The sequence below is a fragment of the Nocardioides sp. CPCC 206347 genome, from assembly GCF_048654605.1.
Lineage (GTDB): Bacteria > Actinomycetota > Actinomycetes > Propionibacteriales > Nocardioidaceae > Nocardioides.
The window spans coordinates 1,042,848-1,065,402 of record NZ_JBMCYZ010000002.1 but is presented as its reverse complement, the minus strand read 5'-3'; the positions used below and the strand labels follow the sequence as shown (position 1 = coordinate 1,065,402).

At 70.2% G+C, this 22,555-nt stretch carries 22 protein-coding genes; 11 read left to right on the top strand and 11 right to left on the bottom strand.

The window, feature by feature from the left end; translation table 11 throughout:
* The first annotated feature begins 57 nt into the window (after positions 1-57).
* Together ACOACQ_RS11525 and ACOACQ_RS11520 are read left to right on the top strand one after the other, a co-directional pair.
* Positions 58-864 carry a L,D-transpeptidase gene (locus ACOACQ_RS11525; RefSeq protein ID WP_378597690.1) on the top strand — a complete coding sequence of 269 codons (807 nt, stop codon included), beginning with the start codon at positions 58-60 and terminating at the stop codon, positions 862-864.
* 55 nt (positions 865-919) lie between these two features.
* Positions 920-1,834, top strand: a complete 915-nt coding sequence (locus ACOACQ_RS11520; protein WP_378597691.1) for a choice-of-anchor P family protein — start codon at positions 920-922, stop codon at positions 1,832-1,834.
* Positions 1,835-1,938: 104 nt separating this feature from the next.
* Here the strand turns inward: ACOACQ_RS11520 and ACOACQ_RS11515 are convergent, their stop codons facing one another.
* The 6 genes from ACOACQ_RS11515 to ACOACQ_RS11490 all read right to left on the bottom strand — a co-directional run bounded on the left by ACOACQ_RS11515 (position 1,939) and on the right by ACOACQ_RS11490 (position 7,876).
* A complete protein-coding gene (locus ACOACQ_RS11515; RefSeq protein WP_378597692.1) occupies positions 1,939-3,189 on the bottom strand; it encodes a deoxyguanosinetriphosphate triphosphohydrolase in 1,251 nt (416 codons plus the stop codon).
* An 81-nt stretch (positions 3,190-3,270) separates the two neighbouring features.
* On the bottom strand, positions 3,271-4,119 hold the full coding sequence (locus tag ACOACQ_RS11510) for a hypothetical protein (RefSeq protein ID WP_378597693.1): 849 nt from the start codon (positions 4,117-4,119) through the stop codon (positions 3,271-3,273).
* Between the two features lie 129 nt (positions 4,120-4,248).
* The gene (gene dusB / locus ACOACQ_RS11505; protein WP_378597694.1) at positions 4,249-5,397 is read right to left on the bottom strand and encodes a tRNA dihydrouridine synthase DusB; all 1,149 of its coding nucleotides are present in this window, start codon (positions 5,395-5,397) and stop codon (positions 4,249-4,251) included.
* On the bottom strand, positions 5,394-6,077 hold the full coding sequence (locus ACOACQ_RS11500; protein ID WP_378597695.1) for a hypothetical protein: 684 nt from the start codon (positions 6,075-6,077) through the stop codon (positions 5,394-5,396). The genes dusB and ACOACQ_RS11500 overlap by 4 nt, the downstream gene beginning before the upstream one ends.
* Positions 6,071-7,468: a glycine--tRNA ligase gene (locus ACOACQ_RS11495; RefSeq protein WP_378597696.1), complete on the bottom strand. Its 1,398-nt coding sequence runs from the start codon at positions 7,466-7,468 to the stop codon at positions 6,071-6,073. The genes ACOACQ_RS11500 and ACOACQ_RS11495 overlap by 7 nt, the downstream gene beginning before the upstream one ends.
* Before the next feature lie 93 nt (positions 7,469-7,561).
* The gene (locus ACOACQ_RS11490) at positions 7,562-7,876 is read right to left on the bottom strand and encodes an antibiotic biosynthesis monooxygenase family protein (RefSeq protein ID WP_378597697.1); all 315 of its coding nucleotides are present in this window, start codon (positions 7,874-7,876) and stop codon (positions 7,562-7,564) included.
* 89 nt (positions 7,877-7,965) lie between these two features.
* Between ACOACQ_RS11490 and ACOACQ_RS11485 the strand changes: the two genes are divergently transcribed.
* From ACOACQ_RS11485 to ACOACQ_RS11460, 6 genes are all read left to right on the top strand, one after another.
* On the top strand, positions 7,966-10,413 hold the full coding sequence (locus ACOACQ_RS11485) for a molybdopterin-dependent oxidoreductase (protein ID WP_378597698.1): 2,448 nt from the start codon (positions 7,966-7,968) through the stop codon (positions 10,411-10,413).
* The gene (locus ACOACQ_RS11480; RefSeq protein ID WP_378597699.1) at positions 10,410-10,985 is read left to right on the top strand and encodes a TetR/AcrR family transcriptional regulator; all 576 of its coding nucleotides are present in this window, start codon (positions 10,410-10,412) and stop codon (positions 10,983-10,985) included. Before ACOACQ_RS11485 ends, ACOACQ_RS11480 begins: the two co-directional genes overlap by 4 nt.
* Positions 10,986-11,030: 45 nt before the next feature.
* Positions 11,031-11,975 carry a metal ABC transporter substrate-binding protein gene (locus ACOACQ_RS11475; RefSeq protein WP_378597700.1) on the top strand — a complete coding sequence of 315 codons (945 nt, stop codon included), beginning with the start codon at positions 11,031-11,033 and terminating at the stop codon, positions 11,973-11,975.
* The gene (locus ACOACQ_RS11470) at positions 11,972-12,811 is read left to right on the top strand and encodes a metal ABC transporter ATP-binding protein (protein ID WP_378597701.1); all 840 of its coding nucleotides are present in this window, start codon (positions 11,972-11,974) and stop codon (positions 12,809-12,811) included. Before ACOACQ_RS11475 ends, ACOACQ_RS11470 begins: the two co-directional genes overlap by 4 nt.
* Positions 12,808-13,812, top strand: a complete 1,005-nt coding sequence (locus ACOACQ_RS11465) for a metal ABC transporter permease (RefSeq protein WP_378597702.1) — start codon at positions 12,808-12,810, stop codon at positions 13,810-13,812. Before ACOACQ_RS11470 ends, ACOACQ_RS11465 begins: the two co-directional genes overlap by 4 nt.
* Before the next feature lie 171 nt (positions 13,813-13,983).
* A complete protein-coding gene (locus ACOACQ_RS11460) occupies positions 13,984-14,814 on the top strand; it encodes an isoprenyl transferase (RefSeq protein WP_378597703.1) in 831 nt (276 codons plus the stop codon).
* Positions 14,815-14,819: 5 nt separating this feature from the next.
* Here ACOACQ_RS11460 and recO read toward each other — a convergent pair whose 3' ends face one another.
* From recO to leuA, 3 genes are read right to left on the bottom strand one after another with little or no spacing between them, the layout of a single operon-like run.
* On the bottom strand, positions 14,820-15,572 hold the full coding sequence (gene recO, locus ACOACQ_RS11455) for a DNA repair protein RecO (protein WP_378597704.1): 753 nt from the start codon (positions 15,570-15,572) through the stop codon (positions 14,820-14,822).
* Between the two features lie 54 nt (positions 15,573-15,626).
* The gene (locus ACOACQ_RS11450; RefSeq protein WP_378597705.1) at positions 15,627-16,499 is read right to left on the bottom strand and encodes an alpha/beta fold hydrolase; all 873 of its coding nucleotides are present in this window, start codon (positions 16,497-16,499) and stop codon (positions 15,627-15,629) included.
* A 2-nt stretch (positions 16,500-16,501) separates the two neighbouring features.
* On the bottom strand, positions 16,502-18,241 hold the full coding sequence (gene leuA / locus ACOACQ_RS11445) for a 2-isopropylmalate synthase (RefSeq protein ID WP_378597706.1): 1,740 nt from the start codon (positions 18,239-18,241) through the stop codon (positions 16,502-16,504).
* A gap of 171 nt (positions 18,242-18,412) precedes the next feature.
* Between leuA and ACOACQ_RS11440 the strand changes: the two genes are divergently transcribed.
* From ACOACQ_RS11440 to ACOACQ_RS11430, 3 genes are read left to right on the top strand one after another with little or no spacing between them, the layout of a single operon-like run.
* Positions 18,413-18,922: a flavodoxin family protein gene (locus ACOACQ_RS11440; RefSeq protein WP_378597707.1), complete on the top strand. Its 510-nt coding sequence runs from the start codon at positions 18,413-18,415 to the stop codon at positions 18,920-18,922.
* 16 nt (positions 18,923-18,938) lie between these two features.
* Positions 18,939-19,754: a septum formation family protein gene (locus ACOACQ_RS11435; RefSeq protein ID WP_378597708.1), complete on the top strand. Its 816-nt coding sequence runs from the start codon at positions 18,939-18,941 to the stop codon at positions 19,752-19,754.
* A 20-nt stretch (positions 19,755-19,774) separates the two neighbouring features.
* Positions 19,775-20,590, top strand: a complete 816-nt coding sequence (locus tag ACOACQ_RS11430; protein WP_378597709.1) for a septum formation family protein — start codon at positions 19,775-19,777, stop codon at positions 20,588-20,590.
* Positions 20,591-20,730: 140 nt separating this feature from the next.
* Here the strand turns inward: ACOACQ_RS11430 and era are convergent, their stop codons facing one another.
* Positions 20,731-21,762, bottom strand: a complete 1,032-nt coding sequence (gene era, locus ACOACQ_RS11425) for a GTPase Era (protein ID WP_378597710.1) — start codon at positions 21,760-21,762, stop codon at positions 20,731-20,733.
* Positions 21,759-22,532 (bottom strand): siderophore-interacting protein, encoded by a 774-nt coding sequence (locus tag ACOACQ_RS11420; protein WP_378597711.1) that lies wholly within the window; start codon positions 22,530-22,532, stop codon positions 21,759-21,761. Before ACOACQ_RS11420 ends, era begins: the two co-directional genes overlap by 4 nt.
* Between the last annotated feature and the right edge of the window lie 23 nt (positions 22,533-22,555).

The window sequence follows — 22,555 nt, the reverse complement described above, 5'->3', positions numbered from 1 at the left end:
GGGGGAAGGGAACCGCGAGTAGGGGTTGTGGGATGAACAATCGGGGAGGGACCGACGATGGGGCAGTCGCCTGCGCGCTCTGGCGCGTCCTGGCCAGTTCCGTTGATCGTCGTCGTCCTCGTGATCTCGGCGTACCTCGCCTTCGGCCGGGACGACGAGTCGTCGCCGTCCAAGAAGCCCAGTGCGGCACCGGTGGCGCAGGTCGACCTGAAGAAGCTTCCGCTCAGCTCCACGAAGACCACGATCAAGGCCGCTCCGAAGGACCCGCGTCCGCAGGGCATCCCCAAGGGGACCGTCGTCCATCCCAAGCGCGTCGTGGCCCTGTACGACGCCCCGGACGGCAAGCCGTTCGCGAAGATCGGCCCACGCCAGTTCGGCGACACGTGGCTTCCGGTCATCACCCGCAACCGCGACTGGGTGCAGGTGTTGTTGCCGTCGAAGCCGAACGACTCGACCGGATGGCTCCGCTCCTCGGAGCTGGCCGAGGCCCACAGCCGCTTCCTGATCAAGGTGCACCTCGGCGACCGTTCGCTCGAGGTCTACGAGGACAACGACCTGGTCGACGCCTGGCCGGTGGCCATCGGCGCCGAGGCGACGCCGACGCCCACCGGCCGCACCTTCGTCCTCGGCCAGATCATCGACGACAAGCAGCCGTTCTCGCCGGTGATCCTGCCGCTCGGCAGCCACAGCGCGACGCTCGACTCCTACGGCGGCGGACCCGGCACGGTGGCCCTGCACGGATGGACCAATTCGTCCGTCTTCGGCAAGGCCGTCAGCCACGGATGCGTGCGGGTGCCCGATGAAGCCCTGGCCCTGCTCCGAACCGTCCCGACAGGCACCCCGGTGATCGTCGACAAGGCGTGACCCAACCCGCTCCACCACGAACTGCCTACAAATGATGAAGATGAAGGGAATCCCCATGAAGAAGACACGGACCCTGGCCTCAGTGGCCAGCGCCCTCGTGCTGGTCGGCGGAGGCGCCTCGCTCGCCCTGCTCGGCGGTGGCGGCACGGCCGTTGCTGCCGGAACGCCGTCCTCGGCGTTCGGCCTCGAGCTGAACCTGGCCGGCAACGCAGCCATCCCCCCGACCCCGTTCGTCGAGTCGACCGACGGCACGCTGGTGACCGACTCGCTCATCGACCTGCCGGTCGCCCCGCTGCTCGACGCCGGACTGGTCAACGCCTCCGCCGAGAACGGCAAGGCCGAGGCCAGCGTCGCCAACCTGGACGTCGTGCTGCTCGAGGGCCCGCTGGCCGCGCTGGACACGCTCGGTGAGCAGCTCGCGCCGCTGTGCGACGTGCTCGACCAGATTCCCGTTGACCAGCTGACCGGCGCACTGACCGGGCCCAACGGCAACCTGTTGCCGGATCTCCTCGGTCCCGTGGTCGAGGCGCTGAACCCGGCCATCGACCTCAGCCTGCTCACCGCGCTGGACCTGTCCGAGGTCACCTCGGGCCAGCTCGGAGATCTCTGCGACTTCGCCACCACCGGAAACCTCCTCGGTGCTGACGCGGTCACCGCGTCCTGCAACGGCCAGACGGGCAACACCGTCATCGAGGGCACCAACGGCCTGGTCGGTTCGCTGATCGACACCAACACGCCGAACTCCTCGGTCGCCATCCCCGGCGTCGTCGAGGTGACGGTCAACCGGCAGACCAAGAACGCCGACGGCACCTTCACCGTCGACGCCATCTACGTCAACCTGCTCGACCAGCTCGAGCTGACGGTTGCCTCGGCCACCTGTGGCCTGGTCACCGACGACGGCGGGCCGACCGACCCGAGCGACGCGCCCAGCCCGACCCCGATCGAGTCGCACGTCCCGGTCACCGGCTGATCCTCGGCCACCGACCCTGACGGGTCACCCTTCTCGGCACATCATTTGTCGGCAATCCGACCGGCCGGAGCCCCCAGGCTCCGGCCGGTCGGCTGTTTTTCGACCTACTGGACGACCTTGACGAGGCGGTGGTGCCAGGCGACGGCACTGGCGTCGGTGAGGGACGCGACCTGGTCGATCACGACCCGGATCCGGGCGGCGTCGTCGGCCGCGCCGGCCCAGTCGCTGGCGAACGTCTCGTCCAGGTCGGCGCCGTCCCGCTCGAGCAGCCTCGCGACGAGCTCGGTGAGCAGCTCCCGCTGCCGCACCTGGAGGGCCATCCTGGTGGCGTCCTGCATGACGTAGTGCGCGGCGATCCCCTTGAGCACGCTGATCTCGAGCCAGGTGTCCTCCGGGACGACGAGGTCGGCGGCGTAGCGGACGAACGGGCCCTCGGACGCCGCGAACGTGGCCTGCTGCACGGCGCCACAGAAGCGTCCGATCAGGTCGCTGGTCAGGTTCTTCAGCGCGGCAAGGCTCCCCCGTCGGCCGTCGTACGACGCCTGCGGCCAGCTCCCGACCGCCTGCAGGCCCAGGAGCACCTGGTCGAGCCGGTCGTCGGTCGCATCCGGGAGGTACCACGAGCGCACGGTCGGCCAGACGGCCGTCGTGTCGATCCGGGTCAGGTCGAGCTTGCCGGCGACGGTGCCGTCCTCGACGTCGTGGACCGAGTAGGCCACGTCGTCGGCGAGATCCATCACCTGTGCTTCGACGCAGCGCCGGCCGGCCGGCGCCGCGGCCCGCGCCCAGTCGAAGGCGGGCCGGTCGTCGTCGTACACGCCGAACTTGCCGGCGGCGCTCGTCGGGGCGTCGGCGACGCCCCAGGGGTACTTGGTGCAGGCGTCGAGCGTCGCGCGCGTGAGGTTCAGCCCGACCGACTCCCCCGCCGCGTCGGCGGTCTTCGCCTCGAGCCGGGTCAACAGGCGCAGCGTCTGGGCATTGCCCTCGAAGCCGCCGCAGTCGGCGGCCAGCGCGGCCAGCGCCCGCTCGCCGTTGTGCCCGAACGGCGGATGCCCGAGGTCGTGGGCCAGGGCCGCGGTCTCGGTGATGTCGGGATGGGTGCCGAGGGCCCGCGACAGGTCCCGCGCGATCTGCGCGACCTCGAGGCTGTGCGTCAGCCGGTTGCGGACGAAGTCGTCGCTCTGCGGTCCGACGACCTGGGTCTTCGCCGCCAGCCGCCGGAACGACGCGGCGTGCACGACCCGGGCCCGGTCCCGCTCGAACGCCAGTCGCTCCGGCGCCTCGACCCGCTTGGGCGGCTCGGGCACGATGCGCTCCCGCGCCTGCGCGTCGTACCGCTGCTCGACCTCGTCCACGTGGCGGAGACTAGCCCCTGCAACGCATGAAGGCCCGGACCACGGTCCGGACCTTCATGGTGAAGCGAGTTCTCAGTGACCTCAGTAGACGGTCACGTGCACGTGGTCGTAGTGGTTCGCCGTTGCCGATCCACGATCCGACATCCCGCGCCAGCCCTCGCCGGACCGGTCGACCGACCAGATCCGCTGCGAGTAGATGATGTAGTTGACGCCCAGGGCGGCGTAGTTGTCACGCACGAAGTCGGCGACCGCCTGGCCACGCGCGCCCGACACCATGATGTCGACGGCGAGGCCCTGCGAGTGCTCACCGTCGCCACGGAAGGTGCCGTAGGTGCCGATGTCGGGGAAGTTCGCGCAGACAGCCGCGTGGACCTTCTTGATGTTCGGGCTGACGCCGGCGGGCACCGAGGTGCCGTTGGTGCAGTCGCCCGTCAACGTCGGGGGCTTCTCCTTGCTGAAGTAGCCGGAGGTGACCCAGCGAGCCTTGCCGTCGAGCACGATCTCGGAGCGACCGCCGTACTTGCGGCCCGTGAGGAGGACCTTCTCGCCCTCGTCCAGCTCGCCGACGTTCTTGGCCTTCTTGTCCGGCCGCGCCCAGAGGTTCAGCGGGGCGGTCGTCCAGCGGCGGGTGTCTGCGTTCTTGATGGCCTTGGCGACGGCGTCGGCGCTGAGCAGCCGGGCCAGTCGGCTCGAGGCTGCGTCTCCACGCGCGCTGTCACGGGAAAGGACGGGGAGCTCACGGACCGCGCTCACCGAGTTGGTGGCGATCGTGCGGTCCACGGCAACGACATCGTTGTTGTCGGGCGTCGGGGAGCTTCCGAGTACTCCAGCGGTGACGACTGCTCCAGTCGCCAGAACGGCCAGCGAGCCGGCAAATGCTGCGGCTCGGGGCTTGCGTCGCGCGGTTTCCCGCTTGTGGCTGTTTGCCACGCGCTGATCCTTTGCTGTTGCGGACATGACGACGCCTGACTCGTTGCCGGGTCAGGCGTATCAATCGAGTGAAGCATAGGTAATTGCCGGTTCAATAATCCCTAGATCACATCAACAGGGTGTTCCGGGTCACCCGCCAGTGGTCTCGCTGACCTCTTCCAGTAGTGTTCCGCCCCCCTCGTCGAGGCCGTCGGTGTCGTCCAGCCAGCCCTCCGGAAGGACCACCTTGTTGCGCGGAGCGCCCTGCCGGCCCCGGGGCGCACCGAGCTCGCCGACGGGGAACGGCTCGGTCGGGTCGAGCTCGTCGAGCAGGTTGTCGAGGGTCGCGAGCGAGTCCACGAGGCCGAGCGACCGGCGCAGCTCCCCGCCCGCCCGGAAGCCCTTGAGGTACCACGCGATGTGCTTGCGGAACTCCTTGCAGCCGCGCTCCTCCCCCATGTGCTCGCACAGCAGCTCGGCGTGGCGGCGCATCATGATCCGGACGTCACCGAGGGTCGGCAGCGTGGTCACGGCCTTCCCGCCGAACGCTGCGGCGAGGTCACGGAACAGCCAGGGCCGTCCGAGGCAGCCACGCCCGACCACCACGCCCGCGACCCCGGTCTGTTCGACCATGCGGAGGGCGTCGGCCGCTTCCCAGATGTCGCCGTTGCCGAGGACCGGGATGTCGACGTGGTCGACGAGGTTCGCGATCGCTTCCCAGTCGGCCTGGCCGGAGTAGGCCTGCGCGACGGTCCGTCCGTGCAGTGCGATCGCTGCGATGCCGGACTCCTGCGCGATCCGCCCCGCGTCGAGGTAGGTCAGGTGGTCGTCATCGAGGCCCTTGCGGGTCTTCATGGTCACCGGGACGTCGTACGGCGCCGCGGCGGCCACCGCTTCCTCGAGGATCCGCCCGAGCAGGTTCCGCTTCCACGGCAGGGCGCCGCCGCCACCCTTGCGGGTGACCTTGGGGACCGGGCAGCCGAAGTTGAGATCGACGTGGGCGACGCCGTAGTCCTCGCAGAGGATGCGGGTGGCCTTGCCGACGTACGTCGGGTCGGTGCCGTAGAGCTGGACCGACCGCACCGTCTCGGCCTCGTCGAAGACGAGCATCCGCTTGGTGGTGTCATCTCCCTCGACCAGTCCGCGGCTGGTGATCATCTCGCAGACGTAGAGGCCGGCGCCGTACTCCGCGCACAGGCGCCGGTAGGCAGCGTTGGTGATGCCGGCCATCGGCGCCAGCACCACCGGCGTCGGCACCTCCAGCGACCCGAGACGCAGGCTGGTCGTCGCGACGGTCACGTGGCCGCCTGGCCGGGCTTCTTCTTGGCCTTCTTCTTGGCCGGCGGGGTGACCTTGCTGATCTCGCCGGCCCAGGTGATCGGGTCGAGTCCGGCGGGCGGGATGAAGCTGATCGTCCGGAGGGTCTGGGCGGGCGCGATGAAGTAGACCTGACAGATCTGCGCCCTCGCGCCGTTCGCGAACGCTGCGGGCAGCGGGTCGCCGGCGCAGAGCGGTTGCTGGACCTTCGTGTAGTGGTTCGGGGCCTCGAGGGTGGTGCCGTCGTCGGCCCAGATCACGTTGTCGAGCTTGAGGCCGCCGAGGTCGGTGTCGCCCACGTTGGTGACCGTGAGGCGGACGAAGTACGGCGTTCGCGCGGCGGTGACGTCATCGACGTTCCAGCCGGCGAAGGACTCCTGGAAAGACGTGCGCTCGATCCGGTCGACCTTCACGGCGAGGACGCCGATCTCCTTCTGGCGCCGCTCGAAGGCGATCACGGCCGGCGCACCGAGCGCGAGCTGCGTGCCGGGCTCGGTGAGGGTCACGCCGACCGGAACGTCGTAGTACCGCGCTGGAGCCTCGGTGGTGGCCGAGGGGCTCGGCTTCTCCGACGACTTGTCGTCAGCCTTGCTGTCGTCGTCCGAGCCGCAGCCAGCGAGCAGGCCGAGGGCCAGCACGCCGGCCACGACTCGCATCAGCATCCGACGAACCGCTCAGCGAAGTAGCTGGTGAGCTTGTCGAGGGACACGCGCTCCTGGGACATGGTGTCCCGCTCGCGCACGGTGACGGCATGGTCCTCGAGGGTGTCGAAGTCGACCGTGACGCAGTACGGCGTACCGATCTCGTCCTGGCGACGGTAGCGACGGCCGATGGCACCGGAGTCGTCGAAGTCGACGGTCCAGTTGCGGCGCAGCTCGGCGGCCAGGTCCTTGGCCTTCGGCGACAGGTCGGCGTTCCGGGACAGCGGCAGCACGGCGACCTTGATCGGCGCGAGGCGCGGGTCGAGCCGCAGCACGGTGCGCTTGTCGACGCCCCCCTTGGTGTTGGGCGCCTCGTCCTCGGTGTAGGCGTCGACGAGGAAGGTCATCAGGCTGCGCGAGAGTCCGGCTGCGGGCTCGATGACGTACGGCGTGTAGCGCTCGTTGTTGGCCTGGTCGAAGTACGACAGGTCGGTGCCCGAGGCCTCGCTGTGCGTCTTGAGGTCGAAGTCGGTGCGGTTGGCGATGCCCTCGAGCTCGCCCCACTCCGAGCCGGCGAAGCGGAAGCGGTACTCGATGTCGACGGTGCGCTTGGAGTAGTGCGAGAGCTTCTCCTGCGCGTGCTCGTAGTGGCGCAGGTTCTCGGGGTCGATCCCGAGGTCGACGTACCAGGCGGTGCGCGCGTCGATCCAGTACTGGTGCCACTCCTCGTCCTCACCCGGCTTGACGAAGAATTCCATCTCCATCTGCTCGAACTCGCGGGTGCGGAAGATGAAGTTGCCCGGCGTGATCTCGTTGCGGAAGCTCTTGCCGATCTGCGCGATGCCGAACGGGGGCTTCATCCGCTGGCTGGTGACCACGTTGGCGAAGTTGAGGAAGATGCCCTGCGCCGTCTCGGGGCGCAGGTAGTGGAGGCCGGACTCGTCGTCGACCACACCGAGGTAGGTCTTGAGCAGGCCGGAGAAGCTGCGCGGCTCCGTCCAGGCACCGCGGGTGCCGCAGTTCGGGCACGCCAGCGTCGCCAGGTCGACGTCGTCGGGGTTGTCGAGGCCCTTCTTCTCGGCGTAGGCCTCCTGCAGGTGGTCGGCGCGGTAGCGCTTGTGGCAGGACTGGCACTCCGTCAGCGGGTCGGCGAAGGTCGCGACGTGGCCCGAGGCCTCCCAGGTCTGGCGCGGCAGGATCACGCTGGAGTCGAGGCCGACGACGTCGTCGCGCATCTGCACCATGGACTTCCACCACTGGCGCTTGATGTTGTCCTTGAGCTCCACGCCGAGGGGGCCGTAGTCCCAGGCGGAACGCGTGCCGCCGTAGATCTCGCCGCAGGGGTAGACGAAGCCTCGGCGCTTCGCGAGGGAGACAACCTGGTCAACGGTGGACGGGGGCGGCTTGGCCACAGGGGGATTCCTTTATGGGACGAGCCCGGCTGGCTGCCGGGCAGTGTTTGTCGGTGCTGTTGCTGCTGTCGATCTACTCGCGGGAGCAATCCCCTAGGTTACGCGAGCCTCGGCCACGTTGAGCACGGTATTCGGCTCGACGACCTCATAGGCACCGGGTTCGTCGATCGCCCGCATCAGCACGGGGACCCCGTGGAGCTTCAGCTCGTACGACGACAGGGCTCGCCGATACGCGCCGACATTGACCCAGCGGGTGGTCAGCACCCACAGGTCCGGCTCGTCGACGTTGCGCCCGATCCACCCGGCGACGTACCCGGGCTTGTCGAGGAGGAGCCCGTGCACGAGCTCGAGGTCAGCACGCAGGGTGACCGGGTCGGGGCCGGCACGGAATCGGTTCACGACGAGCACGACCGAACTCTACGCAGCCCCGCGACCCTTGACCTGGTGGCCGTCACCGGCGACTATGACACCTGTCATAATCAACCGAGGGAGCTCCCGTGACCACCGAGACCGCCTGGCAGAAGTCCGCCTGCATCCTGTGCGAGTGCAACTGCGGGATCGAGGTGCAGGTCGAGGACCGACGCCTGATCAAGATCCGCGGCGACAAGTCCCACCCCGGCTCGGAGGGGTACACCTGCGAGAAGCCGCTGCGCCTGGACCGCTACCAGAACGGCACCGAGCGCCTCACCTCTCCCCTGCGCCGGCGCCCGGACGGGACCTACGAGCCGATCGACTGGGACACCGCCATCAGCGAGATCGCGGGCAAGCTGGCTGCGATCCGCGACGAGCACGGCGGCGACAAGATCTTCTTCTACGGCGGCGGGGGCCAGGGCAACCACCTCGGCGCGACGTACAGCCAGTCCCTGCAGGCCGCGCTGGGCGTGAAGTACCGCTCCAACGCGCTCGCCCAGGAGAAGACCGGCGAGATGTACGTCGACGGCCGGCTCTACGGCGGGCACACCAAGGGCGACTTCGAACACGCCGAGGTCGTCGTCTTCATCGGCAAGAACCCCTGGCAGTCGCACTCCTTCCCGCGCACCCGCCCGGTCCTCAAGGAGATGGCGGCGGACCCCGAGCGCTGCATGGTCGTCATCGACCCACGCCGCAGCGAGACCGCCGCGATGGCCGACGTCCACCTGCAGGTCAAACCGGGCACGGACGCCTGGTGCCTCTCCGCCCTCGGCGCCGTGCTGGTCCAGGAGGACCTCGTCGACCACGCGTTCATCGACGACCACACGACCGGCGCCGACCCCGTGCTGGCTGCCTACGCTGCGGTCGACATCGCTGACTACGCCGCGCGCTGCGGCGTCCCCGAGGAACTGATCCGGACCACTGCCCGGCGCATCGCGTCGGCGAAGAGCGTGTGCACCTACGAGGACCTCGGCACCCAGCAGGCTCCGCACAGCACCCTGAACTCCTACCTCAACAAGATGCTGTGGATCCTCACCGGCAACTTCGCCAAGGAGGGTGCGATGTTCCTGCACTCGACCTTCGCCCCCATCGCCGGAAGCGCGCCGGGCGGTGGCGCCAGCAAGCGCCCGACGTCCCCCGTCCAGCGCGCCGTCGCGAAGGCCCAGTCGACTGCCGTCGACGCCGTCGGCGCCGCCGCGATCCGCCTGCCGGCCCTGCTCCCCGACGCGATCGCCCACCCCCTTGCCGGCGCGATGCGCGGGCCGGTCGGCAAGGTGGCCAACGGACCGTCCAGCCCGACCGGTGCTGCCCGCCGACCGGCCGCCGACCGTCGTACTCCGGTGACCGGAGCCCGGATCATCGCCGGCCTGGTGCCGTGCAACTCGATCGCCGACGAGATCCTCACCGATCATCCGGACCGGTTCCGGGCCCTGTGGCTCGACAGCACCAACCCGTCGCACTCGCTCGCGGACTCGGGCTCCTTCCGCCGCGCCATGGAGGCGGTTGACCTCAGCGTCGTCATCGACATCGCCATGACGGAGACCGCGAAGCAGGCGGACTACGTGCTGCCCGCAGCGACGCAGTTCGAGAAGTGGGAGTGCACCTTCTTCAACGTCGACTTCCCGCGCAACGTGTTCCAGCTGCGCAAGCCGGCGATGGAGCCGCTCGACGGCACGCTGCCCGAGCCGGAGATCTACGCCCGCCTGATCCGCGAGCTCGCGCCCGTCCGCGAGTCCGTCCTCGCCCCACTGCGCAGCGCGGCCCGCCGCGGCCGGACCCAGTTCGCGATCGCGTTCTTCGCGGCCGTCGCGGCGAACCCGAAGCTGATGGGCCTGGCCGGCTACGTCCTCTACGAGACGCTGGGCACCACCCTGCCCGAGGGCGCCCGCGGCACGGCCTCGCTCTGGGGCGTCAGCCAGCTGTGCGCGATGGGCAACCCCGACTCCGTGGCGCGGGCCGGCTTCGACGGCGACGGCTTCGCCCCCGGCAACAAGCTCTTCGACCGGATCCTCGAGGGTGAGGGCGTGGTCTTCACCGTCGACGACTACGACCAGGCGTGGAGCTACACGCGTCGACCGGACCGCCGCTTCACCCTCGAGGTGCCCGAGCTCCTGGAGCGGATGCACGCGCTCGCCACGGAGCCCAGCTCGTGGACGACGGCGGAGTTCCCGTTCATCCTCGCCGCCGGGGAGCGCCGCGCCTTCACCGCGAACACGATCATTCGCGACCCGTCGTGGCGCCGCCGCGACGCCCACGGCGCACTCCGGATCAGCCCGACCGACGCAGAGACGTACGGCGTCACGACCGGCGACTCGCTGCGCGTGGTCACGGAGAAGGGCTCCGCGGTCGCCCAGGTGGAAGTCACCGACCAGATGCAGCAGGGACACTGCTCCCTGCCGAACGGGATGGGCATCGAGCACGTCGACGGCACGCCCGGCGTCGCCCCCAACGACCTGACCTCCCTGCACCACAAGGACTGGCTCGCCGGCACCCCGTGGCACAAGTACGTCCCCGCGCGCCTGGAGGCCGTATGACCACCCCGGGTACGACGACCGGCCGGTCGCCGCGCGACGCGATGCTGGACAGCGCGATCACCCTGTTCGCCTCCCGGGGCGTGGCAGCGACATCGCTGCGGGACGTGGTCGCCCACAGCGGTGCGCCGCGCGGGTCCATCTACCACCACTTCCCCGGCGGCAAGGCCGAGCTGGCCGAGGACGCGACTCGTCGCGCCGGCGACCTGATGGCGCGCCTGGTGACGAAGGTGGTCGACAGCGCCGACCCGGTGGCCGCCGTCGAGGCGATGGTCGACCACTGGTCGGGCGTCCTGCTCGGCAGCGACTTCGGCACCGGCTGCCCGGTCGCTGCGGCCGCTCTCTCCCCCGAGGACACCCCGGCGGCACGGTCAGCGGCCGGGGTCGCGTTCAGCACCTGGGAGCAGGCACTCACCGATGCACTCGTCCGTCGCGACGTTCCTGCCGACGCTGCTGCCGACCGGGCCGCGCTCATCGTCAGCGCGATCGAGGGAGCTCTGCTGGTGAGCCGTGCCCGTCGTACCGACGCACCGCTGCGGGCCGTCGGCCGGGAGCTGGTGCGCCACCTCGCCTGACGCGCCGACTTGACCGGAGCGACCCGGGTGTTGAGAATGATTCTCATGCGCTTCTCTTCCGGCCTGGCCGCCCTCTCCGTCGTCGCCCTGCTCGCTTCCGGCTGCTCGGCGTTCAGCGACGGTGCCGATGACGGCAAGACCACGGTGGCCGCGGCCTTCTACCCGCTGGCCTACGTGGCCGAGCGGGTCGCCGAGGGCACCGACACCGAGGTCGACCTGCTCACCCACCCCGGCAGCGAGCCGCACGACCTCGAGCTCGACGTGAGCCAGACCGCGACGGTCGTGGCCGCCGACCTGGTCGTCTTCGAGTCCGGCTTCCAGCCCGCGGTGGACGACACCGTCGAACAGAACGCCGAGGGCGCGACCCTCGACGCCGCCGACATCGTCGACCTGTTGCCCGTCGACGAGTCGGCTGCCGAGCACGAGGAGCACGCGGACGAGGAGGGCGGCGAGCACGACCACGACCACGGCGACGTCGACCCGCACTTCTGGCAGGACCCGCTCCGGATGGCCGACCTCGGCGACGCGATGGCCGACGAGCTCGCGAAGATCGACGGCGACGACGCCAAGACCTACCGCAGCAACGCCGCCGCACTCCGCAAGGACCTCGAAGCCCTCGACCAGGCGTACAGCGCTGGCCTCGCGGACTGTGAGCGTGACACGATCGTGGTGTCCCACGATGCGTTCGGCTACCTGGAGAAGTACGGCCTCCACATCGCCTCGATCGTGGGCCTGTCCCCCGACGCGGAGCCGACCGGCGCCGTCCTCGGCGAACTGCAGGAACTGATCCGGACGGAAGGCATCACCACGGTGTTCAGCGAGCCCCTCGAGCCCGCGCTCGGCGAGGACCTGGCCACGGACCTCGACCTCACCAACGGCGTGCTCGACCCCATCGAGGGCCTCACCGCCGACGCCCCCAAGGGCTCGGACTACCTTTCCCTGATGGACACCAACCTGGAGACCCTCGTCTCGGCCAACGGGTGTCGATGACGACCCAGGACAGCACCGAGCACGGCACCGCCACGGCGGTGGCGATCAGCAACGGCAGCGTCGCACTGGGCGGCCGCCCGGTGCTGCGCCGGATCGACCTGGACGTCCCGCCCGGCGAGTTCGTCGCCCTGATGGGCGCCAACGGCTCCGGGAAGTCCACCCTGGTCCGCGCGCTCGTCGGCCTCCGGCCGCTGGTCGCCGGCGAGGTGCGGTTGTTCGGAACCCCGCTGGACCACTTCGACGACTGGTGCCGGATCGGCTACGTCCCCCAGCGCGCCACCGCGGCGGCCGGCGTCCCAGCATCGGTCTGGGAGGTCGTGGCTGCCGGTCGCCTGACCCGCCGCCGCCTGCTGCGTCCGCTCTCCCGCGCCGACCGTGCCGCGATCCAGGACGCCCTCGAGGTCGTCGGCCTCGCCGACCGCCGTCGCGAAGCCGTGAGCAACCTGTCCGGCGGCCAGCAGCAGCGGGTCCTCATCGCCCGGGCCCTCGCCGGCGAACCCGAGCTCTTCTTCCTCGACGAGCCCACCGCCGGGGTGGACCTGCCCAACCAGCAGGTGCTCGCCGAGACCCTCGCGCGGCTCAAGTCCCGCGGCGCGACGATCGTGCTGGTGGCCCACGAGCTCGGCCCGCTCGCGCCACTGGTCGACCGCGCCGTCGTACTCCGCGACGGGCGGACCGTGTACGACGGCGCTCCCCTCGCCGATCACGAGGTGCACCAGCCGTGGTTCGCCGAGCCGCACACGCACCACCACCATCACGACGCGGCACCGAAGCAGACCGACCACGTGCCGCACGTCGGCTCACCCGTCGACCGACCGCGAGGTGAGCGGCCATGAGTCCCGCCGAGCTGTTCGCGCTCCCCTTCATGCAGCGCGCCCTGATCGCCGCACTGTTGACGGGCCTCGCCGCGCCGGCGATCGGCACCTTCCTCGTCCAGCGCCGGCTCGCGCTGATGGGCGACGGGATCGGCCACGTCGCCGTGACCGGTGTCGCCATCGGCCTGGTCACCAACACCTCACCCACCTGGGCAGCGGTCGTGGTCGCGGTCCTGGGAGCCGTCCTCATCGAGACCATCCGCGAACGGGGCCAGACCAATGGCGACGTCGCCCTCGCGCTGCTGTTCTACGGCGGACTCGCGGGCGGCATCCTGGTCAGCGGCATCGACGGGCAGAGTGCGGCGTCCCTGAACCGCTACCTGTTCGGCTCACTGACCACGATCTCCGCGGGCGACGTCATCGTCACCATGGTGCTGTCCATCGCCGTCATCGGGCTGAGCGTCGGGCTGGCACCGCAGCTGTTCGCGGTCGCGCAGGACCAGGAGTTCGCCCGGGTCGCGGGGCTGCAGGTGCGGGCCTACAACCTGCTCGTCGCCGTCCTCGCCGCCGTCAGCGTCACCGTCGCCATGCGCACCGTCGGCCTGCTGCTCGTGTCGGCGCTGATGGTGGTCCCGGTCGCGACCTCACAGCAGCTCACCCGGTCGTTCCGGACCACCATCGGCGCCGCGATGGTGCTCGGCGCCTTCGCCTCGGTCGGCGGGCTCGTGCTGGCCACCTTCGCGTCGTACAAGGCCACCGTCGCCCCCGGCCCGACCATCGTCCTGCTCGCCCTCGCCTGCTACGTCGTGGCGTGGCCGATCGGGATCTGGAGTCGTCGCCGGGCCCGCCTGAAGGAGCCGTTCGCCGAGGGCACGGTGCCGTTGCACGAGACCTGTGACGAACACCCCCACGCCCACGGCCCCGACTGCGGCCACCTCGCGGTTCCCCACGACGACCACGTCGACTACGTCCACGACGGGCACCGGCACGCCGAGCACGGCGCGCACTACGACGAGCACTAGCTGGTCGGGTTGGGCTCCGCGTGGGCTCCGCGGGTGGGGATTCATCAAGGTATGCAGACGAAGGTGCACTTCCCACGGTGAGCAACCACTGGGGAGTGCCGGCTCACCCACATCCCTTGATGAATCCGCGCCCGCGTGGCCCCGCGAACCCGCCCTGACAGACTGGCCCCTGTGACTCGCTCCACCCGACGCACCCGCGCTGCCGCGGCGACCGCCGCTCGTCGTACCGAGGTCAGGCCGCCGACGCCGCATCCCTCGGGTGCCACCCCGCCGGCGATCCAGCCCGAGCTCGTGCCCCATCACGTCGCGATCGTGATGGACGGCAACGGACGCTGGGCCAAGGAGCGGGGCCTGCCGCGCACCAAGGGCCACGAAGAGGGCGAGTCGAGCCTGTTCGACGTCGTCGAGGGCGCGATCGAGATCGGCGTGAAGGCGATCTCGGCGTACGCCTTCTCCACCGAGAACTGGTCGCGCAGCCCCGACGAGGTGAAGTTCCTGATGGGCTTCAATCGCGACGTGATCCGGCGCCGCCGCGACGAGATGCACGAGCTCGGCGTCCGGGTGCGCTGGGCCGGGCGTGCCCCGAGGCTGTGGAAGTCGGTCATCACCGAGCTCCAGGTCGCCGAGGAGATGACCAAGGACAACGACGTCCTCACCCTCACCATGTGCGTGAACTACGGCGGCCGCTCCGAGCTCGGCGACGCCGCGCGTGGACTGGCCCGCGACGTCGCGGCGGGCAAGGTCAATCCCGACAAGGTCGACGAACGCACGCTGGCGCGCTACCTGTACGTCCCCGAGCTCCCCGACGCCGACCTGATCTGGCGCACGTCGGGCGAGCAGCGTCTCTCGAACTTCATGCTCTACCAGGCGGCGTACTCCGAGTTCGTCTTCACCGACGTGCTCTGGCCCGACGTCGACCGCCGCCACCTCTGGCAGGCCATCGACACCTACGCCCGCCGTGACCGGCGCTACGGCGGCGCGGAGCCCAACCCGACGGGTTGAACCCCTCAGCGCTCGACGTAGGCCAGCGAACGCAGGCCCCGTTCGAGCTGCCACTGCACGAACACCGAAACCAGGCCGCTGGCTTCGCGGACGTGGCGGATGTCGGCGGCCTCGATGGTCGGCCAGTCGCCGGCGAGCAGTGCGCCGAGGAGGGTGAGGGTCTCGGGGGCGGGGGTGGCCGAGCCGGGGATCCGGCAGGTCGAGCAGAGCACGCCGCCCATCGACGGGTTGAACCAGCGGTGGTGGCTGAGCTCGCCGGTCGCCGTCACCGGCGGGCGGCCGCAGTGGGCGCACTCCACGAACGCCGGGGCATAGCCCGCGATGGCCAGGGCGCGCAGCAGGTACGAGTCGAGCACGTGGTTGGCCCCGCGTTCCCCCGCCGCCATGGCGTTGAGGCCACCGAGCAACAGGCCGAACTGCTGGCGCGCCGGCTCCCGCTCCTCGACCACGAGGCGCTCGGCGGTCTCGAGCATGACGGTGCCCGCGGTGTAGCGGTCGTAGTCGCGCCCGACCTGCGCGCCGTACGCGCCGCGCGTCTCGGCCTGGGTGATCGTGTCGAGGTTGCGGCCCTCGGCCAGCTGGAGGTCCACGTGGGTGAACGGTTCGAGCCGCGACCCCCACCGGGACGTCGTACGACGCACGCCCTTGGCGACTGCCCGGATCCGACCGTTCTCGCGGGTCAGCAGCGTGATGATGCGGTCCGCTTCACCCAGCTTGTGGGTGCGCAGGACGATCGCTTCGTCACGGTAGAGCGGCACTCCCCCATTGTGACGTCCGGGCGTGACGAATGCGGGCGCCACCCCGCGGCACCCTCAGGAGGAACGGGTACGACGGGTCCGCGACCCGGGGCGCGCACACTCCCGCGCAAAGCGGGTGACGACCAGGTCGAGCCGCTCGGGGCGACGCCGCCACTCCAGGGGCACGGCGGCGTGCTCGATCGTCGATCCGGCGATCTCGTCAGCCACCATCTCCGCGTCCGCGACCGGGTGGAACGGGTCGTGCGAACGAGCCAGGACCAGGGTCCGTGCGGTGATGGCCGCGCGCTCGTCGGACGAGGGCGCGAAACGGCCGAAGAGGACGCCGTGCACGGCGGCCGCGACGGCGCCCGGCTCCTGGTCGAGGGTCTCGAGGCTCAGGCGCAACCACTCCGGCAGCATCCGCCGCGGGACCGGCCGGGTCGCCGCGCGCGCGAGAGAGACGGTGAACGGCGCGTAGCGGGCCGCAAGGAGCACCGGGGTCAGCACGGAGACCTGCACCGCCAGCGCGTTGTCGAGCACCGGCCCGTCCAGGACCAGCCCGGAGACCCGCTCGGGCGCGACGGCGGCCACTTCGAGGGCGACATTGGCCCCCAGCGAGCTGCCGCCGATCACGGCGCGGGACGCGCCCATGTGGTCCAGCAGCGCGATCACCTGCTCGGCGAACGCCGTCACCGAGTAGGACAGCGGATCCTCGGGACGGTCGGAACGGCCGTGACCGAGCGGGTCGAGGACGACGACGTGCAGGCCCGACGACGCGAGGGTGCGCGCAGTGTGGGCGTGCACCCGCCGCGGCACCAGCAGCGGCGGGACGAGGACGACCCAGGCGTCTCCGCCGCCGTACTCGGTGAACTCGAGGCGGTCGCGCCCGCGTCGGCCTTCGATGAAGCACTGGCCGACCATCTCGGAGGCCAACGCGGCGCGACCCATGCTCAGGCTCCGAGGGGAATCGTGGTCGCCTGCGCCCGGTTGGCCGCACACACCACGGCGCGGAGCGAGGCGGTGACGATGTTGTGGTGGATGCCGATGCCCCACACGATCTCGCCGGCGACCTCGCACTCGACGTACGCCGCGGCGAGGGCGTCGCCACCCGACGAGAGGGCGTGCTCGGCGTAGTCGAGGACACGGATGTCGGCACCGGCGTGACGCATGCCGTCGACGAACGCCGCGACCGGGCCGTTGCCCATCCCGGTGAAGGACTGCTCCTCACCGCGGACCACCATCGTGACTTCCTGGCGGTCGTCGCCGTCCTGGTCGGTCGTCGAGGAGAACGCGACCAGGCTGTACGGCGCCTCGCGGTCGAGGTACTCGGCGCGGAAGATCGCCCAGATCTCCTCCGGCGTGACCTCGCCGCCCTGGGCGTCGGTGCGCTGCTGGATGACCCGGCTGAACTCGATCTGCGCGCGGCGCGGCAGGTCGAGGCTGTGCTCGGCCTTGAGGACGTACGCGACGCCGCCCTTGCCGGACTGGCTGTTGACGCGGATCACGGCCTCGTAGGTGCGGCCGACGTCCTTCGGGTCGATCGGGAGGTACGGCGCCTCCCACGGGACCTCGCGGACCGACGTGCCCAGCTCGGCGGCGATCCGGTCGAGGTCCTCGAGGCCCTTCTTGATCGCGTCCTGGTGGGAACCGGAGAACGCGGTGTAGACGAGGTCGCCGGCGTACGGGTGCCGGGGGTGGACGGGCAGCTGCGTGCAGTACTCCACCGTCCGGCGCACCTCGTCGATGTCGGACAGGTCGATCTGCGGGTCGACGCCCTGGCTGAACAGGTTCATCGCCAGCGTGACCAGGTCGACGTTGCCCGTACGCTCGCCGTGGCCGAACAGGCAACCCTCGACGCGGTCCGCACCAGCCATCAGGGCCAGCTCGGTCGCGGCGACCGCGGTGCCGCGGTCGTTGTGCGGGTGCAGGCTGATCGCCGAGTGCGCACGGCGGGACAGCTGGCGGCCGAAGTACTCGATCTGGTCGGCGTAGGTGTTCGGCGTCGACATCTCGACGGTCGCCGGCAGGTTGAGGATGATCTCGCGACCCTCCTCGGGCTGCCACACGTCCGACACCCGCTCGCAGACCTCGATCGCGTAGTCGGTCGGCGTCTGGGTGAAGATCTCCGGGCTGTACTGGTAGCCGAAGTCGGTGCCGTTGAGCATCTCCTCGGCGTGCTTCATCACGCACTCGGTGCCCCGGGTCGCGATGGCGATGCACTCGGCCTCGGTCACCCCGAAGACCACGCGCCGGAACAGCGGCGCGGTCGCGTTGTAGAGATGCACGGTCGCCTTGTCAGCGCCGACGAGCGACGCCACGGTGCGCTCGATCAGGTCCTCGCGGGCCTGCGTCAGCACCGAGATGCGGACGTCATCGGGGATCTTGTCGCCCTCGACGAGCTGGCGCACGAAGTCGAAGTCGGTCTGGCTCGCGGACGGGAAGCCGACCTCGATCTCCTTGTAGCCCAGCTTCACCAGGAGGTCGAACATCTTCATCTTGCGCGAGGGACTCATCGGGTCGATGAGCGCCTGGTTGCCGTCACGCAGGTCGGTGGAGAGCCACCGGGGTGCGTGGGTGATCTTCTGGTCCGGCCAGGTGCGGTCCGGCACGGTGACGGGCTCGAAGGCCCGGTAACGCTCGAACGGCATACCGCTCGGCTGCTGGTTCGGGATGGTGATGCGGTTCGTCATGACATTCCTCGGCTGGTCTTGCAGGGGCGCCGGGCGCGCAACTCGCTCCGCAACGAGGGGTCCGGCTGTTTCAGACCTCGCTGCGGCCGCTAAGGAGAAGGGCTCGCATCATCATGATGCGCCCACTCTAACAGGATCGGGAGCCACTGCCGTCGGGACTAGTCTCGCTTCGTGGCCCGTTTGCTGATCGTGCACCACTCCCCCACCCGGTCGATGCAGGCGCTGCTCGACCAGGTGCTCGCCGGCGCCCACGACGAAGACGTCCAGTCGGGCGACGGGGTCGAGGTCGTCGTACGGCCTGCGCTGGAGGCGACGGCCGAGGACGTCCTGGCAGCAGACGGCTATCTCCTCGGCACGACCGCCAACTTCGGCTACATGAGCGGCGCCCTCAAGCACTTCTTCGACTCGACCTTCCTGGCCATCGGCGGCTCGCTCGACCCGAGCGGGACCCCCGGTGACGCGGACGACGCCACCGGCGACACGGCGGGGCGACCCTACGGCCTGTGGTTGCACGGCCGCTACGACCTGACCGGCGCCCAGCGCTCCGTGGAGTCGATCGTCGGCGCGCTCGGCTGGCGTCGGGGGTACGACGTCCTCGGCGTCCTGGGCACGGTGGACGACGCCGCGAACGAGGCCGCCTACGAGTTGGGCGCTACCATCGCGGCACTGCTGACCGCCTGAGAAGGGAGCCCACGCGATGACGCAGCGACGCGCCGTCGCCGTACTCCTGCTCGGCCTGCTCACTCTCGGCAGCGGCCTGCTCACGGCCTGCGGCAGCGAGGACCAGGGCGGCAACGCCGACCCCGACCTCGTGGACGCCACCGCGGTCCCGAAGAACGGCGTGTGCCGCAACCTGACCCCCGACGACGTCGCCCGGCCCGCCAACGCGACCGAGACGATCGACTGCGCCATGAAGCACAACGCGGAGACCTTCACGACCGGCGAGCTCCCCGCCACCTTCGACGACGTCGAGTACGACGACACCGAGCTGGCCACCTACGCCTACACCACCTGCTCACAACAGTTCGCTGCGTTCGTCGGTGCCGACGAGAGCCTGGTCCTGCGCACCACGATCAGCTGGGCGTGGTTCCGGCCGTCGGAGAAGGCGTGGGGCAAGGGTGCCCGCTGGTACCGCTGCGACGTCGTCGGCGGCAACGCATCGAGCGCCACCTACCGCGCGCTGCCCGAAACGGCGAAGGGGATGTTGTCGGGTCGCCCCAAGGACGTCTGGCTCAGCTGCGCCCGCGGGGCGTCGGTCGCTGAGGGCGAGAAGGTGCCGTGCTCGCAGAAGCACGACTGGCGCGCCGTCACCACCGTCAAGCTCGGCAAACCGGCGGACAAGTACCCCGGCGACCGCGTCATGGAGAGCCGGACCCGCGCCTTCTGCGCCCAGTCGGTCAAGGCCTGGCTGAACTACCCCGCCGAGTTCGAGTTCGGCTTCACGTTCTTCCACGGTGCCGAGTGGAAGGCCGGGATCCGCCGTTCGGTCTGCTGGGCAAGGACCGCCAAGTGACCCCACGGAGACGCTCCCGAGTGCGTAGCAGCCTGCTGGCGTCGATCCTCGTACTGGCTGCCGCTTTGACGGCCTGCAGCGGAGACGAGGGAAAGGACGACGACGCCAAGGAACCGAAGGCCACCCAGACCGTCGCGGCCCCGCCGCCGGCCGCACCGAAGGCCGGCGCGTGCTACCCGTTGCCGTTCGAGACCGCCGTGGCACCCACCTCCGAGATCGCCGCAGTGCCGTGCACGGCCAGCCACACCAGCGAGACCGTCGCGGTCGGCACCATCAACGCCGTGGTCGACGGACACCTGGTGGCCGTCGACTCCGAGCGGGTCCAGGCCCAGGTCGCCACCGCCTGCCCGCAGGCCCTGATCAAGTACGTCGGCGGGACCCGCGAACGCCTTCGGCTGAGCATGATCCGTCCGGTCTGGTTCACCCCGACCGTGAAGGACTCCGACGCCGGTGCCGACTGGTACCGCTGCGACGCGGTCGTGTTGGCCGGTACGTCGACCCTCGCCCAGCTCACGACCAGCCTCAAGGGCGTCCTCGGCAAGGGCAAGGTCAGCGACCGCTATGCCATGTGCGGCACCGCCGCACCGGACGCGAAGAACTTCGAGCGGGTGCCGTGCGCGGCCAAGCACAAGTGGCGTGCCATCGACGTCGTCGTCTTCGACGAGGGCAAGTACCCCGGCGAGAAGAAGGTCCGCGCGGCCGGACGTGGCCAGTGCGAGGACGCCGCCGCCGACACCGCCAAGGACCCGCTCGTCTTCGAGTGGGGTTATGAGTGGCCGACGGCCGAGCAGTGGGCGATGGGCCAGAAGTTCGGCCGCTGCTGGGCGATCGGTTAGCTGCCTGACTGCGCGAGACGCGTCTCCGGCGCATTTTTTAGGGGCAGCAAGCTGCCAGCGACGCCTCCCGCCGCGCTGCCGCGCCGCAGTTGCCTTGACGAGATGTCCAGTTGGCATGGCGGCAAGACAGCGGTGTCGGTTCAGAAACCCAGCTTCCTGAGCTGGCGGGGGTCGCGCTGCCAGTCCTTGGCGACCTTGACGTGCAGGTCGAGGTAGACGGGCGTGCCGAGGAGGGCCTCGATCTGCTTGCGGGCAACGGTGCCGACCTGGCGCAGGCGGGCGCCCTTGTGGCCGATCATGATGCCCTTCTGCGAGTCGCGCTCGACGTACAGGTTGGCGTGGATGTCGAGCAGCGGCCGGTCGGCGTCGCGACCCTCGCGCAGGCCCATCTCCTCGACCACGACGGCGATCGAGTGCGGCAGCTCGTCACGGACGCCGTCGAGGGCGGCCTCGCGGATCAGCTCCGCGGCGAGGATCTCCTCGGGTGCGTCGGTGAGGTCGCCGTCCGGGTAGAGCGGCGGTCCCTCCGGCATCAGCGCGACGAGCAGGTTCCCGAGCAGGTCGATCTGGTCGTTCGACACCGACGAGACGGGCACGATCTCGGCCCATTCGGTGCCGGTCTCCGCACCGAGTGCGGCGATGTCGCCCAGGTGCTCGGCGATCCGCTCAGGCGTGGCCAGGTCGGTCTTGGTGACCACGGCGATCTTCGTCGTACGACGAACCTTGCCCAGTTCCTTGACGAGGAACGTGTCGCCGGGGCCGATCTTCTCGTCGGCCGGGAAGCAGACGGCGACCACGTCGACCTCGGACCACGTGGTCTTCACGAGGTCGTTGAGCCGCTCGCCCAGCAGGGTCCGCGGTCGGTGCAGGCCGGGGGTGTCGACGAGCACGAGCTGGCCGTCGGACCGGTGCACGATGCCGCGCACCACGGTCCGCGTGGTCTGCGGCTTGTCGGAGGTGATCACGATCTTCTGGCCGACCAGGGCGTTGGTCAGCGTGGACTTGCCGACGTTGGGGCGGCCCACGAAGCAGGCGAACCCGCTGCGGTAGTTGTCGGGCAGGTCGAGCGAGCCGAACATCGCCGGCGCGGGGGCGGGCAGGCCACCGAAGTCCTCGTCGAAGTCGTCGTCGTCGTCCAGCTCGATGTCGTCACCGATGTCGTCGTCGCTCATTGCTGTGCTCCCTGTGCTGCGTCGTAGTCGGCCCAGATCTCGTCGTCTGACTTCCCTGCGGCCTTGCCTGCGCGCCAGATCGGACCGGGATCGACGGCACGCGGCTGCCGTCGGGTCACCGCCCGCCAGTAGCCCATCACGTCGTAGTGCGTGCTGGGGAGCTTGCGCTCGCGCATCACGTGCTTGCGGATCGCCCGCATCTGCGCGGACTCCCCCGCCATCCAGAAGTACCCGTCGCCCTCGGGCCAGTCGAGGCCCTCCACGATCTCGGCCAGTCGGCTCTCGCCGTCACCGGGTTGCCAGGTGACGTCCGCCCCGTCGGGGAAGTAGCCCTCGATCCGCGAGTCGGCGGGCACCTCGGCCACGATCCGGGTCGGCAATGCCGCGCCCTGGGTCGCGGCGATCCGGGCCATCGCCGGCAGTGCCGTCAGGTCGCCGACGAGCAGCAGCCACGCGGCGTCGACCGGCGGCAGGAACGAACCCTTCGGCTCGGTGATCGTCACCCGCTGGCCGACCGGGTCGGTCAGCGCCCATTCGGTCACCAGGCCGACCTCGTGGACCACGATGTCGAGCACCAGCGTGCTGCCCTCGACCGAACGAACCGTGTAGTACCGGCTCTGGAACTGCCCCGGCACGACCAGCCCCACCCACTCGTCGGCAATGCCGGTCGAGACGAAGCCGGGCACGTCCAGGGTCAGGCGCACCAGGTGCGGCGTCAGCTGCTCGCGCGCGACCACGTCGGCGTCGTACTGCTGGGCCCTGGTGCTCACCAGCGAAGGTTATCGGGGTTTGG

Excerpts from the sequence above, each read along its gene's own strand:
- ACOACQ_RS11465 (WP_378597702.1), top strand. The coding sequence starts at position 12,808 with ATGAGTCCCGCCGAGCTGTTCGCGCTCCCCTTCATGCAGCGCGCCCTG.
- ACOACQ_RS11525 (WP_378597690.1), top strand. The coding sequence starts at position 58 with ATGGGGCAGTCGCCTGCGCGCTCTGGCGCGTCCTGGCCAGTTCCGTTG.
- era (WP_378597710.1), bottom strand. The coding sequence starts at position 21,762 with ATGAGCGACGACGACATCGGTGACGACATCGAGCTGGACGACGACGAC.
- ACOACQ_RS11435 (WP_378597708.1), top strand. The coding sequence starts at position 18,939 with ATGACGCAGCGACGCGCCGTCGCCGTACTCCTGCTCGGCCTGCTCACT.
- ACOACQ_RS11500 (WP_378597695.1), bottom strand. The coding sequence starts at position 6,077 with ATGCTGATGCGAGTCGTGGCCGGCGTGCTGGCCCTCGGCCTGCTCGCT.
- ACOACQ_RS11480 (WP_378597699.1), top strand. The coding sequence starts at position 10,410 with ATGACCACCCCGGGTACGACGACCGGCCGGTCGCCGCGCGACGCGATG.
- leuA (WP_378597706.1), bottom strand. The coding sequence starts at position 18,241 with ATGACGAACCGCATCACCATCCCGAACCAGCAGCCGAGCGGTATGCCG.
- ACOACQ_RS11475 (WP_378597700.1), top strand. The coding sequence starts at position 11,031 with ATGCGCTTCTCTTCCGGCCTGGCCGCCCTCTCCGTCGTCGCCCTGCTC.
- ACOACQ_RS11450 (WP_378597705.1), bottom strand. The coding sequence starts at position 16,499 with ATGGGTCGCGCCGCGTTGGCCTCCGAGATGGTCGGCCAGTGCTTCATC.
- ACOACQ_RS11470 (WP_378597701.1), top strand. The coding sequence starts at position 11,972 with ATGACGACCCAGGACAGCACCGAGCACGGCACCGCCACGGCGGTGGCG.
- ACOACQ_RS11520 (WP_378597691.1), top strand. The coding sequence starts at position 920 with ATGAAGAAGACACGGACCCTGGCCTCAGTGGCCAGCGCCCTCGTGCTG.